This is a genomic window from Wenzhouxiangella sp. XN24 (assembly GCF_011064545.1).
Classification (GTDB): domain Bacteria; phylum Pseudomonadota; class Gammaproteobacteria; order Steroidobacterales; family XN24; genus XN24.
Genome location: NZ_JAAMFG010000034.1, coordinates 199,910 through 216,673, shown reverse-complemented (window position 1 = coordinate 216,673; position 16,764 = coordinate 199,910). Strand labels below are relative to the sequence as shown.

The 16,764-nt window shown below is 61.1% G+C and carries 15 protein-coding genes; 5 read left to right on the top strand and 10 right to left on the bottom strand.

All coding sequences use genetic code 11. The features are described 5' to 3' along the window. Positions 1–11: 11 nt before the first annotated feature. Positions 12–767: a YciK family oxidoreductase gene (locus tag G6032_RS08715; protein WP_165281752.1), complete on the top strand. Its 756-nt coding sequence runs from the start codon at positions 12–14 to the stop codon at positions 765–767. A gap of 16 nt (positions 768–783) precedes the next feature. On the opposite strand, the gene rluB is transcribed toward G6032_RS08715, so the two are convergent. The 6 genes from rluB to G6032_RS08685 form a co-directional block, all read right to left on the bottom strand. Continuing rightward, positions 784–1,632, bottom strand: coding sequence for a 23S rRNA pseudouridine(2605) synthase RluB (rluB, locus tag G6032_RS08710; protein ID WP_165281751.1), 849 nt, complete (start codon positions 1,630–1,632; stop codon positions 784–786). Then, positions 1,583–2,233, bottom strand: a complete 651-nt coding sequence (gene scpB / locus G6032_RS08705) for an SMC-Scp complex subunit ScpB (RefSeq protein WP_165281750.1) — start codon at positions 2,231–2,233, stop codon at positions 1,583–1,585. Before scpB ends, rluB begins: the two co-directional genes overlap by 50 nt. A 10-nt stretch (positions 2,234–2,243) precedes the next feature. After that, entirely contained in the window at positions 2,244–3,086 is an 843-nt protein-coding gene (locus G6032_RS08700; RefSeq protein WP_206211925.1) for a ScpA family protein, read from the bottom strand. Positions 3,087–3,154: 68 nt separating this feature from the next. Beyond that, positions 3,155–4,372: a tryptophan--tRNA ligase gene (locus G6032_RS08695; protein ID WP_165281748.1), complete on the bottom strand. Its 1,218-nt coding sequence runs from the start codon at positions 4,370–4,372 to the stop codon at positions 3,155–3,157. A gap of 27 nt (positions 4,373–4,399) precedes the next feature. Beyond that, a complete protein-coding gene (locus G6032_RS08690; RefSeq protein ID WP_165281747.1) occupies positions 4,400–5,044 on the bottom strand; it encodes a site-2 protease family protein in 645 nt (214 codons plus the stop codon). A 33-nt stretch (positions 5,045–5,077) separates the two neighbouring features. Continuing rightward, positions 5,078–5,704, bottom strand: a complete 627-nt coding sequence (locus G6032_RS08685) for an L-threonylcarbamoyladenylate synthase (RefSeq protein WP_165281746.1) — start codon at positions 5,702–5,704, stop codon at positions 5,078–5,080. Here G6032_RS08685 and G6032_RS08680 point away from each other — a divergent pair. The 3 genes from G6032_RS08680 to G6032_RS08670 all read left to right on the top strand — a co-directional run bounded on the left by G6032_RS08680 (position 5,703) and on the right by G6032_RS08670 (position 8,951). Beyond that, the gene (locus G6032_RS08680; RefSeq protein WP_240902097.1) at positions 5,703–6,023 is read left to right on the top strand and encodes a BolA family protein; all 321 of its coding nucleotides are present in this window, start codon (positions 5,703–5,705) and stop codon (positions 6,021–6,023) included. The two genes, G6032_RS08685 and G6032_RS08680, sit on opposite strands and share 2 nt — an antisense overlap. A gap of 675 nt (positions 6,024–6,698) precedes the next feature. Beyond that, a complete protein-coding gene (locus tag G6032_RS08675) occupies positions 6,699–7,595 on the top strand; it encodes a DUF6502 family protein (RefSeq protein ID WP_346763782.1) in 897 nt (298 codons plus the stop codon). Positions 7,596–7,607: 12 nt separating this feature from the next. After that, positions 7,608–8,951 (top strand): pentapeptide repeat-containing protein, encoded by a 1,344-nt coding sequence (locus G6032_RS08670; protein WP_165281744.1) that lies wholly within the window; start codon positions 7,608–7,610, stop codon positions 8,949–8,951. 94 nt (positions 8,952–9,045) lie between these two features. Here the strand turns inward: G6032_RS08670 and G6032_RS08665 are convergent, their stop codons facing one another. Genes G6032_RS08665 through smc form a run of 4 tightly spaced genes read right to left on the bottom strand, consistent with a single transcriptional unit; the run spans position 9,046 to position 16,191 of the window. Next, positions 9,046–9,879, bottom strand: coding sequence for a DUF6502 family protein (locus G6032_RS08665; RefSeq protein WP_276610938.1), 834 nt, complete (start codon positions 9,877–9,879; stop codon positions 9,046–9,048). A gap of 56 nt (positions 9,880–9,935) precedes the next feature. Beyond that, positions 9,936–11,963 carry an NAD-dependent DNA ligase LigA gene (ligA, locus tag G6032_RS08660; protein WP_346763781.1) on the bottom strand — a complete coding sequence of 676 codons (2,028 nt, stop codon included), beginning with the start codon at positions 11,961–11,963 and terminating at the stop codon, positions 9,936–9,938. After that, complete coding sequence (locus tag G6032_RS08655; protein WP_165281742.1) at positions 11,960–12,667, bottom strand: cell division protein ZipA C-terminal FtsZ-binding domain-containing protein; 708 nt, start codon at positions 12,665–12,667, stop codon at positions 11,960–11,962. Before G6032_RS08655 ends, ligA begins: the two co-directional genes overlap by 4 nt. Before the next feature lie 20 nt (positions 12,668–12,687). Further along, on the bottom strand, positions 12,688–16,191 hold the full coding sequence (gene smc, locus G6032_RS08650) for a chromosome segregation protein SMC (protein ID WP_165281741.1): 3,504 nt from the start codon (positions 16,189–16,191) through the stop codon (positions 12,688–12,690). Between the two features lie 144 nt (positions 16,192–16,335). On the opposite strand from smc, the gene queF reads away from it, so the two are divergent. Continuing rightward, complete coding sequence (gene queF, locus G6032_RS08645; RefSeq protein WP_240902095.1) at positions 16,336–16,749, top strand: preQ(1) synthase; 414 nt, start codon at positions 16,336–16,338, stop codon at positions 16,747–16,749. Positions 16,750–16,764: the final 15 nt, after the last annotated feature.

The following is a 16,764-nucleotide window of genomic DNA, read 5'->3' as shown; positions in this document are numbered from 1 at the left end:
CGACACAACACATGGATAGCCAACAGATCACGCATTACGAACCGCCTCCCGGCTCCCTGCAGGACCGGGTCATACTCATTACGGGAGCCGGAGCGGGCATCGGCCGTGCCCTTGCGAAAGCCAGTGCCGGGCTCGGCGCAACGGTCATCCTGCTCGGGCGGACGGTCAGTCATCTCGAGTCGGTTTATGACGAGATCTGCGCCGCCGGCGGACACATGCCCGCCATCTTCCCGCTCGACCTGGAACGCGCCGTGGGCGCCGATTACGATCGTCTCAGCGCGGCGATCGAGGAACAGTGGGGACGACTGGACGGGCTGGTGAACAACGCCGGCATCCTCGGGGCACGCACACCGATCGAGCATCACGACGTCGCCCAGTGGCAACGCGTCTTGCACGTGAATCTCACGGCGCCGTTCATACTTTGCCGTTGCCTGTTGCCGTTGCTTCTCAAGTCCAAGGATGCCTCGGTGATCTTCACTTCCAGCGGTGTGGGCCGGCGTGGCAAGGCCTATTGGGGCGCTTACGCCGTCTCCAAGTTCGGCGTCGAAGGGTTGAACCAGGTGCTGGCCGATGAGTTGGCCGGCAAGGCCGGAATCCGCGTCAACGCCGTCAATCCGGGCGCGACTCGCACGGCCATGCGCGCCGAGGCCTATCCGGCCGAGGACCCGGCGCGCCTCAAGACGCCTGAAGAGATCCTCGGGCCCTATCTCTACCTGCTGGGCCCGGACGGGCGCGGCACGACGGGGCAGAGTATCGACGCGCAGTAGTCGACGCTCGCCGGCCTCAGCGCGAGGTCCGCTTGCGGCGCGGTTTCAAGGCACGCGCATCCACCACCGCGAGTTTCGGCGCGGGGAGCCCGACACATTCATAAAGTGCCGTGATCTCCGATGCATCGAGGTCCCGGAAGCGGCCGCGACTCAATTGTCTATCCAATGAAACAGGGCCATAGGCCACGCGCGACAGGCGGCTCACGGTGAGTCCGACGGCTTCCCAAAGGCGCCGGACTTCCCGGTTTCGACCCTCGCGCAAGGTGACGTGATACCAGCGATTTCGCCCTTCGCCGCCGCGCAACTCGATCTTGTCGAAGCGCGCCATTCCGTCGTCGAGCTGGATCCCCGTGAGGAGACGGCCGAGTGCCTCCTCGTCAGGCTCGCCCAGCACCCGCACGGCATATTCACGCAACACCTCTCCGGACGGATGCATGAGGGCGTTCGCCAGCCCGCCGTCGGTGGTGAACAGGAGCAGTCCCGTCGTGCTGACGTCCAGGCGTCCGACCGCGATCCAGCGCTGGCCGCGCAGGTGTGGAAGGGATTCGAAAACCGTCCGGCGACCCTCCGGGTCCCGCCGCGTGCAGACCTCGTCCGCCGGCTTGTGGTAAGCGAGATAGCGATGCCGCGAAGTCTCGTTGAGGCGGACCGGGCGCCCGTCCACCATGATTTTCTCATCGCCCGAGAGACGCTCACCGACCTCTGCAGGCCGCCCGTTGACCATGATGCGCCCTTCGTCGATCCAGCGTTCGATCTCCCGTCGCGACCCGACACCGGCATCCGCCAGCAACTTGTGGATGCGGACGGGGTCGGCGTCAGGCGCCGGTCGCGTCTTGCCGCGTGTCAGCGTCGGTTTCTTCTTCATGCTCGCCGGTCTCCTCTTCCGGGGACACGGATGACATCTCCGGGAGCCCGAAATCCAACTCTACGCTGATGCTGTCCAGGTCCCTGATCGCGGCCAGCGGGGGCAGGTCTTCGAGCTTCTTGAGGCCGAAGTAATCCAGGAACTGGCGGGTCGTGGCATACATGCCCGGACGCCCCGGCACATCGCGATGCCCCACGATGCGAACCCAGCCGCGCTCCATCAGGGTCCGCATGATATTCGAGCTGACACTGACCCCGCGAATGTCCTCGATTTCACCACGCGTGATCGGTTGACGATAAGCGACCAGGGCCAGGGTCTCGAGCAACGCCCGGGAATAGCGCGCCGGACGGTCCTGCCACAGGCGCGAGAGCCACGGCGAGAACGCCTCGCGCACCTGGATGCGCCAGCCACTGGCTACCTCGACGATTCGCAGCGGGCGTGTCTCGTAGTCCGCCTCCAAGGCCTCGATCGCGGCCCTGAGCTCAGCGCGCTCGGGACAATCCGGTTCAGGGAAGAGCGCCTGTAACTGTTCCAGGCTCAACGGCCTTCCGGCTGCGAGCAGCGCCGCCTCTACGATCTGTGCAAGTTTTTCGGTTTCCATGGCGGGTTCTTCAGTTCTGGTGGCCGGCGTGCGTCTGCGCGTCCCCGGCCGGAGCTGGACGTTCGGCATTGCGCGCCTTGACATGTATAGGGGCAAAAGGCTCAGCCTGGACGATGTCCAGCAAGGTTTCGCGAATCAGTTCCAGGATCGCAAGAAAAGTGACGACGACACCCATGCGGCCTTCCTTTGGCGTGAACAGCGAGGTGAACTCGACGAACTGCCCGCCCTGGATCCTGGACAGCACGTCAGACATGCGCTGGCGTACGGACAGGGTCTCGCGCTGCACATGGTGGTGGGCGAACATGTCGGCACGTGCGAGGACTTCCTGGAAGCTCAGCAACAGTTCGCGCAGCGTGACGTCGGGAAGAATCTCGACCACCTTCCGCTCGCACATCTCCGCGCTCGCCTGGAACGTATCGCGTTCAAGGCGCGGAAGGCCGTCAATCTCCTGCGCGGCCTGCTTGAAACGCTCGTATTCCTGGAGCCTGCGGACCAGTTCAGCGCGCGGGTCCTCGCCCTCCTCCTCCTGTGCCGCAGGGCGCGGCAGCAGCATGCGCGACTTGATCTCGGCAAGCATGGCGGCCATCACGAGGTACTCGGCAGCGAGCTCGAGCTGCAGCTCCTGCATGACCTCGATGTACTGCATGTACTGCTGGGTGATCCTGGCGATCGGAATGTTGAGAATATCGATGTTCTGCCGCTTGATCAGGTACAGCAGGAGGTCGAGCGGCCCCTCGAAGGCATCCAGGATGACCTCGAGCGCATGAGGCGGAATGTACAGGTCGACAGGCAACTGGATCAGCGGCTCGCCTTCGACGACGGCAAACGGCATTTCCGCCTGGCCGGCGCCCATCGGTTTCCCGGCCGCCTCATCGGTCAAGGGCGCTTCCTGGTCCGGCGTATCGATGGGCGACCCTTCGCTCATCGATACTCCAGCCCCATGGCATCCCGCACGTCATCCATGGTTTCACGTGCGGCGTCCCGTGCCCGGTCCCGTCCTTCCGAAAGAATGATATCTACCGTTCCCGGACTGGCCGTGAATTCGATGATGCGCTCGCGGATCGGCTGCAATTCCTTGAGTACTGCATCGATCACCGGCTGCTTGCACTCGATGCAGCCGATTCCGGCGCTACGGCAACCCTCCTGTACCCAGCTCTGCACGGCGTCGCCTGAATAGATCTGGTGAAACTGCCAGACGGGGCATTTCTCCGGCTCACCGGGATCGGTACGCCGCACCCGCGCCGGATCGGTCTGCATGGTGCGCAATTTCTTCTCGACCGCCTCCGGCGCTTCCCCGAGGCCGATGGTGTTGCCATAGGATTTCGACATTTTCTGCCCATCGAGGCCCGGCACGCGTGGCGTGTGCGTCAGCAGCGCCTCCGGCTCGACAAGGATCGTGCGCCCGACGCCCTCCAGGTACCCGAGCAGGCGCTCGCGATCCGCCATGGTCAGCCGGGGGTGATTCTCGACCAGGGCCCTGCCCGATTCCAGTGCCGCCTCGTCACCACGCTCCTGGTAGCTCTTGCGAAAATCCGCATAGAGACGGCTCTGCTTGCCGCCGAGGTGTCGCATCGCGCGCTCCGCCCGTTGCTCGAAATCCGCCTCGCGGCCATAAAGATGATTGAAGCGACGCGCGACTTCACGCGTGATCTCGACATGCGCGACCTGGTCCTCGCCCACCGGCACGTGCCCCGCCCGATACATCAGGATATCTGCGCTCTGCAGCAGCGGGTAGCCGAGGAACCCATACGTGGCCAGGTCTCGTTCCTTGAGCTTCTCCTGCTGGTCCTTGTACGTCGGGACGCGCTCCAGCCAGCCAAGCGGAGTGATCATCGAGAGCAACAGATGGAGCTCGGCATGCTCCGGCACGTCGGATTGCACGAATATCGTTGCGGCTGACGGATTGATCCCGACGGCAAGCCACTCGACCAGCATCTCGCGCACGCTCGGTGCGATGATCGAAGTATCTTCGTAGTGCGTCGTGAGCGCGTGCCAGTCCGCCACGAAAAAGAAGCAGTCGTACTCGTACTGCAAGCGCAACCAGTTGTTGAGCGCGCCATGTAGATGTCCGAGGTGGAGCCCGCCGGTGGGCCGCATGCCGGATAAGACCCGTCGATTAGGGCCGGTAGTGCTGCTCAATGTCTGCTCCGTGCGAATTTGCAGTGGTCACAAGCCGACCATCGCGAAAAAGAAATCTCTCAACGTGAAGATGATCGGCTGGAAGTAGCGCCAGCCGAAGAATATGAATGCCAGGACGATAATGATCCCGTAAGGCTCGATCGCATCGAGCCGCGTCGAAGCGCGTGGCGGCAGCAGCCCGCTGAGAACCCGCCCGCCATCCAGCGGCGGGATCGGCAGCATGTTGAACACGGCAAGAATCACGTTGATAAGGACACCGATCTGCCCCATCGTCACAAAGAACTGCAGCGTCATCCCCTGCATGCCGCTCATGAACACGAGCTTCGTAAACAGCGCCCAGAAGATCGCCATCAGGATATTGGCCCCGGGCCCGGCGGCGGCAACCAGCATCATGTGTTGCCGTGGGTTGCGCAGGTTGCGGATCGACACGGGCACCGGCTTCGCCCACCCGAACAGGAAACCCGTCGTCATCAGCGCCAATGCAGGCACGATGACGGTTCCGATCGGGTCGATGTGCTTGAGGGGATTGACCGTGAGTCGTCCCAGCATCTCCGCGGTCCGATCGCCGAATCGGCGCGCAACCCAGCCATGAGCGACCTCATGGAGGGTGATGGCGAAGAGGACGGGGATCGCAGCGACGGCGAGAACCTGGAGCAACGAAAGCTGATTCATTGTTTCATTATATGGCTGCGGCGGTCGTCGGGCTCAGGCAGACGGCAAGTGACTGGTGTCGCCGAGCCCTTCCCGCGTCACAACGGGAACGGAACCGGTCAAGTCGATTACTGATGTTTCCGCCCGCGGACATGAACCACCATCAACGATTGCGACGAGCTCGTGGTCGAGCTGCGCCTGGATTTCCCATGGGTCATTCATGGGTTGTTCCTGTCCCGGCAACTGCAGGGTCGTACTCATCAACGGTTCCGGCATCGCAGTAAGGATCGCCAGGGCGATCTTATGATTCGGGACGCGGATGCCGATACTCTTGCGCTTCGCATGCTGGAGCCTATTCGGGACCAACCGCGTGGCCGGCAGGATGAATGTGTACGGTCCGGGGGTCAATGCCTTGAGCAGCCTGTAGGCCTGGTTATCGACCCGCGCATAGGTCGACAGCTCGGACAAGCCCTGACATAACAAGGTGAAGTGATGGTGCTTGTCGAGGTGTTTCAGTCGCCGGATCCGCTCCTGGGCCGCCTTGTTACCCATCGCCCAGCCAAAGGCATATGAAGAATCCGTCGGGTACGCCACAATGCCCCCGCCCTCGATAAGGTCTGCGACCTCCCGAACGAGTCTCGGCTGGGGATTTTGCGGGTGAATTTCGAAGACTTCGGCCATGGGCGCCATTCTAGCCGACAGCACATGGGAAAAAGGGGTTGATTGCATGCAAGAAACGCGTGTCGAAATGATCCGGGCCTGCCTCCTGGATGCCCTCGAACCGGAAATGCTCGAAATCGAAGATGAAAGTCACCTGCACGCCGGCCACGCCGGCGCACGGGACGGTCGGGGGCACTTCCGGGTCACCATCGTTGCCGAAGCGTTCAAAGGGGTTTCACAAATCCGTCGCCACCGGATGATTTACGACGCGCTCGGTTCATTGATGAAGACCGACATCCATGCGTTGACCATCCAGGCGATCGCCTCAGGGGAGCTTTGACCGGCTCGCGCAGAGAATTGCGCTGCGCCGCAACATTTTTTCAACCTCTCGGAAATCCCCAACCAGGTCCTATCGCCTTTTCGCCCAGGGAAGGCGCCGTCCTTCGATTCTCGGCTCCTGGAACTGTGACGCACTTCACAGTTTGATTTTCGATACGCCGAATATAGCGTGCTCATCTCACGCGCTGGGATCGGGATCGCTTGCGGACCCGGGCCAAAGAAAACATTTTACATAACCCGAGCGTTCGATTGCCCTAAAAACGGAACTCTCGAAACGGCTCCAGATTCTGTCAAATTCCTGACAAATAGCGCCTAATTTTCGCGATCACGCTCAAACTGGCGACCAATAAGTTGGCAGTGCTTCAGGGTGGTATTGGTAACGTAGCGGAAGGTCCGCATTTAACTGGGAACTCCCCCGCGCGTTTGACATAACGCGTTTCCTCTTAGCCCGAACCCCAAACTCGGCGGCTAATGAGGTTTCAGTTGTTACATCCTGACTTTGGTCGTTTTTTCGCCACCTCGCCTCCGCCCATTTGCTCCCAGTGATCACGAAACACGCGGCTGGGGAAGCCACAATATGTTGAATAATTGACCGGAAATTAGGGCTGGTTATAGTCAAATTCGCGGCCGCGAGACGTTAGCCCATTCGCGCTCCACTCCCTGATAGATAGCCAGTATGAAGACGCACGAAGTATTCAGCAGATTCGATTCCACCATGGAGTCAGTGGGAGCCCATACCCGAGCGGTCTACTTGGCGGCATTTCGGAACTTAATGTTGCCGTTGGTCCGAATGGCTATGCGCCACGGCTTAGCGCACGACGATTTGCATGAAGCTCTACAAAGATCGATGGCGGAGTGCGCCAAAGACCTTCACCCAGGCGCTGGAAGATCAACAGCGCAATTGGCGATCCTGACCGGAATTCCCCGGAGTCAAGCCGAGCGAATTAAAGAAACGTTGGCAGTTGGTGCCGCAGAGGAACTTAGCAACTTAACGCTAATTGGTCGTCTCATCGTTGGGTGGCAGCGCGACTTCGTCGGCCCTTATGGAATACCCATGGAACTTCCCTTGGAGCCCGGCGAACACTCTTTCCCAGATCTTGTTAGGAGATTCGGTGGCAGGAATCCGCCATTGGAGGTTCTCGAAGAACTAAAGCGCGTCGGCTTGGCTGAGTTGACCTCAGCTGGGAAGGCACGGCTCACCAACAGACCCTTCATCACGGGGCGTCTCCGGCCGGAGAGTGTAGAGCGGATGAGTTGGGTCATTCATGACCTTGCGGAAACACTTGACTTCAATCTGAACCCAGACCGTATAGGACCGCCCCGATTCGAACGCCGGATGTATACACATGAGCCGCTGTCAGGAGCATCTCTAGAGGCATTCCGAGATCTCGCAAAAGAAGAAGGACAGAGTTTTCTCGCAAAGCTCGACAATTGGCTTGACGAGCAACTTAAGGAAGCTCGTAAACGCCGACGTCGCTCTGGCATAGACCCTAATGGAATCCCTGTAGACCCTAAAGCCAAACACGTTGGAGTTGGGGTCTACTGGTTCGAAAAAAATACGCCGAATGCGTAGGAGTGGAGACTGATGACTAGCTCTCGAAAGATTGGCATAAACCAACTCAAAACGGTCATCGCGTTAGCGATAACCGCGACTGCAGGTCTTGCTCCAGCGACATTCGCAAGCGTCGATTTGAACAAGGGGCGCCCTACCGCGGCAAAGGCCCAGAATAACGTTGAATTAAGCGGGGCCATCATTATTGGCCGTGTCGACAATGTTCAATCAGATGAAAACACAATCACTGTTTTGGGCACTTCAATCGATGTTCACAGCCTAGAAAGCCCAATACTGCCGGCGCAGTATGTCGCAGTATTCGGGTCGATGAACTCGAAAGGAGATATTGAGGTCGACAGACTCGTTGTGCTTGATGAGGTTTATTCACCGGGAAGCTCAATCGTTGTTTATTCCGGATTGATGCCCGGCCCAGTCGGTAAAAACGGCACACTCCAAATCGGCAATGTGACCGTTACTAATAATGGCGCTCTCGATATTTCCCCATGGATTCTTGCCAACCAATCCTCGTTGTTCGTTGTAGTTGGCACGCAGGCCATTGACGGCGCGCCGATCGAACCTCATCAAATCGCAGCATTTTCTAAAGCCGGCTACTTCAATCTCGATCATCAAGGTCTAGTCGGAATCGTTGACTCCAGGATCGTTGCGTCATCGCCGGGAATTACAACGGGCACGACTCGACTCAGGCCGGCTGAGGTGCTCGGCATCGATGGCTCCGGGGCCAAGACACTCGGTATCGATGGTTCTGGAGCAAAGATCGAAGGTATCGATGGTTCTGGAGCAAAGATCGAAGGTATCGATGGTTCCGGCGCGAAGACGTTCGGTATCGATGGTTCGGGCGCCAAGACGTTCGGTATCGACGGCTCGGGCGCGAAGACGTTCGGTATCGATGGTTCGGGCGCCAAGACGTTCGGTATCGACGGCTCGGGCGCCAAGACGTTCGGTATCGATGGTTCGGGCGCCAAGACGTTCGGTATCGATGGTTCGGGCGCGAAGACGTTCGGTATCGATGGTTCGGGCGCCAAGACGTTCGGTATCGACGGCTCGGGCGCCAAGACGTTCGGTATCGACGGCTCGGGCGCCAAGACGTTCGGTATCGATGGTTCGGGCGCGAAGACGTTCGGTATCGATGGTTCGGGCGCCAAGACGTTCGGTATAGATGGTTCGGGCGCGAAGACGTTCGGTATCGATGGTTCGGGCGCCAAGACGTTCGGTATCGACGGCTCGGGCGCGAAGACGTTCGGTATCGATGGTTCGGGCGCCAAGACGTTCGGTATAGACGGCTCGGGCGCGAAGACGTTCGGTATCGATGGTTCAGGTACGGATACGGAAGTTGTAGAGCCGCCGGATGAGATTTAGTTTTTGCAGCTAGCAGACAAAAAAACATCCTCGTCGCTTCCAAGGCCATAGCATCGCCGTGCATTTTGCAGGGAAAACTCTGTGGTGGTCGCAATCAATCAGTATTAACTGAATCATCAAAAAAGAACACGCCCACGCCTAACCGTTTGCTGCTGTCGCCTTGGCTAGGAACAACTGAGGTGTGGCTTTTAGACAATTCGCGCTCGCTTAACCAAGCGTTCAAGTCCCGGAGTAGTTCCTCGCCTCTATTTGCGGCTAGTTTCCGAAAGCGATCACGCTGAACTATCGGGAGTTTTTCAGAATACACTCGACGCTCGAAGAAGCGCATCTCCTGATCCTGACAACTCAAATTATGGTCGATCGTTGAGATGAGGTCCCTTATGGCCCCACCGGCTACAAGCATTGCCTCGGGGTCATTAGGTTGCGGAATATACGACCTGGAAACGGCTAAAAGGATCTCCCCGTCCTGGACGACAGAACCTGCACGAATCAGTTCGTTCAGCATCGCTCTTGGCGGTATGTCACCTCCCACTTTGTCAACAAGAGCCTTGAAGTTGGGACCCTGCCCGAAGAATGGTAAAGGCTTTGGACCGTTAGCCTTGTCGGAGAACTCCGGATCAGAGTGCCAAGCGGACATGACCAACTCTGGTCGCCTTGTCCGCGACAACGAGGCTAACATTTCTATATCGGTGGAGTTCCTAACTTTCTTTACTTCCTTGCGTGACAAACCGGTCATTACTGCAACACGCGACATATTGGTCTTCCGCCCACGAAGCCCAAATTCATCACTAGCTACTGCCACAAAACACGACTTACATATATCGGAGAACTCCCGGTACCCGATTCCATTCTTGAGAAGGAGGCGGACTAGGGGTTTCATGAATTCCCGACACGCGCTTAGAACAGCTCTTTGTGTGGCGCTAGCCATATATTCTGCCTAAAGGATTTGCAAATGCTCTTGCGAGAACCGATGCTCAGACACATTTAACCCAACATTCCCAACAGCCCCGACTCGTCGATCACAGGAACTTCCAGTTCCTCCGCCTTCTTTAGCTTCGAGCCTGGATCATTACCTTTCACAACAAAGTTCGTCTTGCGGGAAACGCTGGATGTGACTTTCCCACCTGCATTCTCGATCCGCTCGCGCGCCTCGTCTCTGGTCATCGTTTCGAGGCTGCCGGTGAGCACGAATGTCTGGCCTTCAAAACGACGATTATCTACTACTGACGGCTCCTGTGGCCAATGCACGCCGACGCCAACCAGTGCAGCAATAACATCCCTGTTCTCTTGCTGGTCGAAAAAATCATGAACGTGCTGCGCGACGACCGGGCCCACATCCGGTATCTGCTCGAGTTCGTCTCGTGACGCGGCGGCCAGCGACTCGAGGTCACCAAAGTGCCTGGCGAGGTTTGCAGCAGTAGTCTCGCCGACCTCGGGTATACCCAGCGAGAAGAGGAATCTCGGGAGCGTCGTTTCCTTGCTGTCCTCTATAGCCGCCAGCAGGTTGCGAGCGGACTTCTCACCCATTCGATCCAGAGAAACGAGTTGCTCCATGGACAACCTGTAGATATCAGCAGGCGTCCGGACGATAGCCTCATCCTCTCCTCCGCCAACGAGCTGCTCGATAATCTTGGTACCCAGGCCTTCGATGTCCATGGCGCGCCGAGACGCAAAATGCCGCAGCTTCTCCTTGCGCTGTGCCGGACACACGAGTCCGCCTGAACAGCGGGCCGCGGCCTGCCCTTCGGGCCTTACAACGTCGGAACCGCAAACCGGGCATTCCGTGGGCAACGTGATCTGCTGTGCATCGGAACTACGTTTTTCCGGAACTACGCGAACGACCTCCGGGATCACGTCACCCGCCCGACGCACGATGACCGTGTCGCCGATATGCACATCTTTTCGTTCGATCTCGTCAATGTTGTGAAGCGTCGCGTTACTCACGGTCACTCCGCCGACGAAAACCGGTTCTAGGCGGGCCACGGGCGTCAGCGCCCCAGTCCGCCCCACCTGGAAATCGACGCCACGGAGCACGGTGGTCACTTCCTGCGCTGGAAACTTGAATGCAATGGCCCAGCGCGGCGCGCGTGACACGAAGCCCAGCATCTCCTGGTAATCGAGCCGGTCCACCTTGAACACGACGCCGTCGATCTCGTACGGAAGCTCATCACGCTTCCCGGCTATGTCGTCGTAGTAGTTCTGGCAGCCATCCACGCCTTCGACGACTCTGGACAGCGGAGATACCCGGACACCCCATTCCCTCAGCTCCTCGAGTATCTCGCTGTGGCGGGACGGCAGCGCGTGGTTCTCATGGTAGCCAATTCCGTAGGCGTAGAACTCCAGGGGGCGTGCCGCGGCGACCCGAGGGTCGAGCTGGCGCAGTGTTCCCGCCGCGGCATTTCTCGGATTCACGAAGGTCTTGGCGCCCTCGTTGGCGAGCCGCGCATTGAGTGCATTGAATCCAGCCTTGGGAATATAGACCTCGCCGCGGACCTCGAGGCGCTTCGGGAACCGGACTCCGCGCAGTCGCAGTGGTACGGTTTCGATGGTTCTCACGTTGTGAGTGATGTCTTCACCTGTCTGCCCATCGCCGCGTGTCGCACCTCGGACCAGTTTCCCCTCCTCGTAGAGCAGGCTGATTGCCGTGCCATCGAACTTGGTCTCGGCTGAATACGACAATGCCTCCTCGATCCCCAATCGGTCGCACAGGCGGCGATCAAACGCCACAAGCTCATCGGCCGTGAATGCGTTATCCAGTGACAGCATCGGTCGGAGATGTTTGGCGGATGCGAATCCCGAAACGGGTGCGCCACCGACGCGCCGGGTGGGGGAATCCTCGGTCCTGAGTTCCGGGTAAGTCGCCTCAAGCGCCTTGAGTTCCCGGAACAGCCGATCGTAATCCGCGTCCGCGATTTCAGGATCATCGAGCACGTAGTAGCGGTAGTCGTGGTACGCAATCTGCTCGCGCAGCGCCGCGGCACGCTCACACGTGTCCTTCCCGGGCTGACTCACACCGGCTCTCCGGGCCTCCCGTTGCCGGCACTGAGCTTGCTGCGACGGTGATACTCGATGACCTGTTCACGCAACCAGCCCGCCTGCTGCATCGTAAGCGCATTGCCCTTGTCGTCCAGCACTTCCGCGTCCAGGCGCTCGGCCAGGCGCCGCGCGCAGACAAACATCGCATCGAGCGCGCCCAACGGCTCGCGAGGTCCGGGCAGGACCATGAACATGGAAACCCCCGGACACTGGAGTTCGTGCATTTTCTCGATCTCGAAGCTGCCGGGTTCGACGAGACTCGCCACCAGGAACCGGCTGCGCCTGCGCTCATCCAGGGAATGGAAGGCGCCGAAACGCCCGAATTCGAGGCCCTCGGCAGAAAACGCCTTGATGAGATCGGTGCCGTTGAATCCGTCCGGGTGTCGCGACCGGAGGCGCAATGCCACGATCAGCTGCTCTCCTTCGGGCGGGAGTTCCGGCGTATCACTCTCGAGGGCCTCCCCAGGCGACTCCGTGGCGGTGGGCGCTTCGAGCGGCACCATGGGCGGCAGTTGTGCCTCTTGCTCCTCGAAACTGCTCCAACTGCTTTCCCGCTCACCGAAGCCGGGCTCACGGCGGGACTCATCGCCTGGTTCGGAGCGATCGCGACGGCTCCAGAAGTAGACCCCGATGATCAGGGCTACCCCGATGGCTGTCAGTATCCAGCGAAGCTCAGGCACCCGTCGCTTCTCCTCGAACCCTAGCCGGCCGCCATTTGCACGGCTTCCTCGATGTCTACGGCGACCAGGCGTGAAACGCCCGGCTCGTGCATCGTCACGCCGGTCAACTGGTGGACCATCTCCATCGTGGTCTTGTTGTGAGTGATGACGATGAATTGCACCTGTTCGGACATTGTTCGAACTATATCGCAGAACCGTCCTACGTTCGCGTCGTCGAGGGGGGCGTCCACCTCGTCGAGCATGCAGAACGGCGCGGGATTCAACTGGAAGATCGCGAACACCAGCGCCACGGCGGTCAGGGCTTTCTCGCCGCCGGACAACAGGTGAATCGTGCTGATCCGCTTGCCCGGCGGGCGTGCCATGACGGTCACGCCGGACTCCAGGAGGTCATCGGATTCCAGCGCCAGGTGCCCGTGCCCGCCGCCGAACAATTTCGGAAAAAGCTCCTGCATACCGGCGTTGACCCGGTCGAAGGTCTCCTGGAATCGCTTACGCGTCTCGCGATCGATGCGACGGATTGCGTTCTCGAGCGTGTTCAACGCTTCGTTCAGATCGGCCAGCTGCGCGTCGAGGTACGTCTTGCGCTCGGTCTGCTCCTTCAATTCATCGATGGACGCGAGATTGATCGGGCCCAGTCGCTCGATCCGTGAGGTCAACTGAGCGAGGCGCTCCTCCCACCGAGGGATGTCCGCATCCGCCGCGAGCTCGCCGCGCAGGGCCTCCAGGTCGAAGCCGGTACTCGCGAACTGCTCCATCGCAGTCTGCAGTCGCACGCTGACCTCGCGAGCGGACAGGCGCATGGCCTCGAGTTCCTGGCGGTTCGCCTCCACGGCCTGGTCCCGTGCCGCCCGTTTCTCCTGGAGCTCCCGCAGCTCCGTTTCCAACTCCTGCACCTTGCGTCGCGCGACAGCGAGGCGCTCCTCTTCCGCCAGCCGTTGGGCAAGCAGCCCTTCCAGGGCCTCTTCCCGCTCGGTCAACGGCGCGGCAGCGGCGGCGATCTGGCGCTCCAACTCTTCCTTGCGGGCCGCGAAGCGCGCCATCTGCTCCTGGAAACGCTGCATGCTGAGGCTCGCGGAGTCCAGGCTCGAGCGCCGGGACTCGACCCGGATGGCGATGTCCTGCGCCGCCGCGCGATCCGTTCGTGCCTTTTCCCGCGCATCATGCAACGCGGAGAGCAGGCCCTGGCGGGCCGACTCGAGTGACTCACGGCGGGTCTCGAAACCGTTCATCAACTCGATGCCCTCCTGGAGGCGGCCCCGGCTCTCGCGGGTCCGTTCGTCAGCCTCGGCGAGTTGCGCCTCGATCTCGTCTGATTCCTGTTGCAGCGCCTGCAGGCGACTGGCAGCCTGCTCTGCGCGGGAACGGGCGGTCTGCAGCGTCGCCTGCAGCCCGGCTGCCGTGCGGTGGGCTTCCGCTGCCTCCTGGCGCACCTCGTCGCGGGACGACTCGAGCATCGCGAGGCGCGCACGAATTTCCTCGTGGCGGGCCGACAATTCCTCGATTTCATAAGCGGCGCCACCGAGCGAGGCGCGCAGTTCGCGGATCTCCTGCTCCCGCGCCAGCACCCCTGAACGTGGATCCTCGGCTCGATTCACCCTCAGCCAGTGCCGGCCGAGCCAGATCCCGTCCCGGGTGATTACAGACTCTCCCGGCCCGAGTGACTGACGCCGTGCCAGTGCCGCGCCCAGGTCCTCCACGGCATGAACCCCGCGCAACAGGGCTATAGCTGCTGGAAGACCGCTCACGCGTCCCGCCAGCATCGTATCGTCGCCTGCCGTGTCTTCGCTGGCCTCGATTTCCAGGAAGCTCGCGGCGCCCTCGGTCAGGCTGTCGAGCGCGCTGGCGATGTCTTCGAGGCCATCGACACACACCGCCTCGAGATAATGGCCCAGCACCGTTTCGACGGCGCGTTCCCAGCCCGCCTCCACGGAGAGCCGCTCTGCCAGCCGCGGACGCTCTGCCAGCCCCTGACCCTCGAGCCAGGTGCCGACCTGGTTGCCGCGACGCCCCAGTGCCGCCTGCTGCAGGGCTTCCAGGGATGCCAGGGTCCCGCGCAGCTTCTGCAATGCACTGCGGCCCTCATCCAGCTGGGCGACCAGTTGCTCATCCTGCTCACGCAGCGCAACGATCTCGTCCCGCACGGCGATGTCCCTGGCCTGGGTGCTGCGCTCGGTCTCGCGGGCCTGCTCGAGCTCCCGCCCGAGCGCCTCCAGGTCGTCGTTCCCCGATTCCGCAGCGAGCCGGCCGCGCTCCTCCTGGACCCGCTCCCGGCGTTGCGCGAGACGCGCAACCTGGCCGTCGAGCTGCTCGATGCGGGCCCGCTCGACCTCGACGGTCTCCCGGGCATTGCTGGCATCCCTGTTGAATCCTTCCCATTCGGACTGCCAGTTCTGCATCGCCTGTTCCGCCGTGCGGAGCGCCTCGGATGAGGCGGCCTCGGCATGGCGTGCAGCATCGAGTTCAGGCCCGAGCGACCCCAGCAATTCGTTCAATTCGACGAGCAGTTCCTGGTCCCGCTCCAGGTGCTGACGAATGTCCAGGATGCCTTGCTCGGCCTGTTCCAGCTCCTGGGCCTGGCGACCGCGCAGCTCCTTGGCATGCTGAATAGCCTGTTCGAGGCGAGCGATCTCCGCCCCTACCCGGTAGTAATCCGCCTGCACCGCATTCAGGTGCTCGCCATCCTCGCGATGCCGTTCCCGGGCGGCCTCGAGCTCCGCCTCGATGCGGCGCAACTCCGCGATGGACGCCTGCAGGTGGGTCTCGCGTTCATCCAGGGCCGCCTTCCGGCCGGCCTCCTCCGCTTCAAGCCCATCGAGCCGCAGCGCGAGCAATTCCGCTTCGAGGCGGCGCTCCTCGGCCTTCATCTCCCGGAATCGTTCCGCCGTGCGCGCCTGCCGCTGGAGGTGCCGGATCTGTTTTTCGACTTCCTCGCGGAGATCATTGAGCCGCTCCAGGTTCTCGCGGGTATGGCGAATCCGCGTCTCCGTCTCGCGGCGGCGCTCCTTGTACTTGGAGATCCCGGCCGCCTCTTCGAGGTACATGCGAAGCTCTTCCGGCTTGGCCTCGATCAACCGGGAGATCATCCCCTGTTCAATGATGGCGTAGCTGCGCGGCCCCAGTCCGGTGCCGAGAAACAGGCCGGTGATGTCCTTGCGCCGGCATCTCGCCCCGTTCAGGAAATAGTTCGAGGTGCCGTCGCGTGACAAGACGCGCCGCGCGGAGATCTCCGCGAAACTTGCATACTGCCCGCCCGCTGCGCCGTCCGAGTTGTCGAATACCAGTTCGATGGTCGCCGTGCCGACGGGCTTGCGGGCGCTCGAGCCGTTGAAAATGACGTCGGTCATCGAGTCGCCGCGCAAGTGCTTCGCGGAACTCTCCCCCATCACCCAGCGTACCGCGTCGATGACATTCGACTTGCCGCAACCGTTCGGCCCGACGACGCCGATCAGGTTGCTCGGAAAGCGAATCGTCGTCGGATCCACGAAGGACTTGAATCCGGCGAGCTTGATCTTGCTAAGACGCATGCGGGGAATGTTTCCGGGGGTTGAAGGACGAGCGGACGGGTGAACAATGCAAGCCCGCTAGTGTAAAGTAATTCGCCTTCAATTCCAGTCGCCTCGCCAGTGCCCGGGCGCCTGGCAACCGGCCTTCGACACAGGAGTCACGCCTTGGCAGATCTGCGCGCGCTGGGGGCCGATGCAGGGCCCAACAGGGACCTCGAGACCTTCCCGAATCCGGGCCCGGAGAACGACTACACTATTCGGATCCGGATCCCTGAGTTCACCTGCTTGTGCCCGAAAACGGGCCAGCCCGATTTTGCGGAAATCCGGGTCGAGTACGTCCCAGACCGGCTTTGCATCGAACTCAAGTCACTCAAGCTCTACATGTGGAGTTTTCGCGACGAGGGCGCATTTCACGAGGCCGTGACGAACCAGATGCTCGCCGACCTGCGAGATCGACTGGCGCCGCGATTCATGCGGGTCACGGCGGACTTCAATGTGCGCGGCGGGCTGTACACCTCGGTGATCGCGGAGTACCGCAAACCTGGCTGGCAGGCATTGCCCGCCGTGGAGTTGCCCTGAGCACCGCGGGTCGCA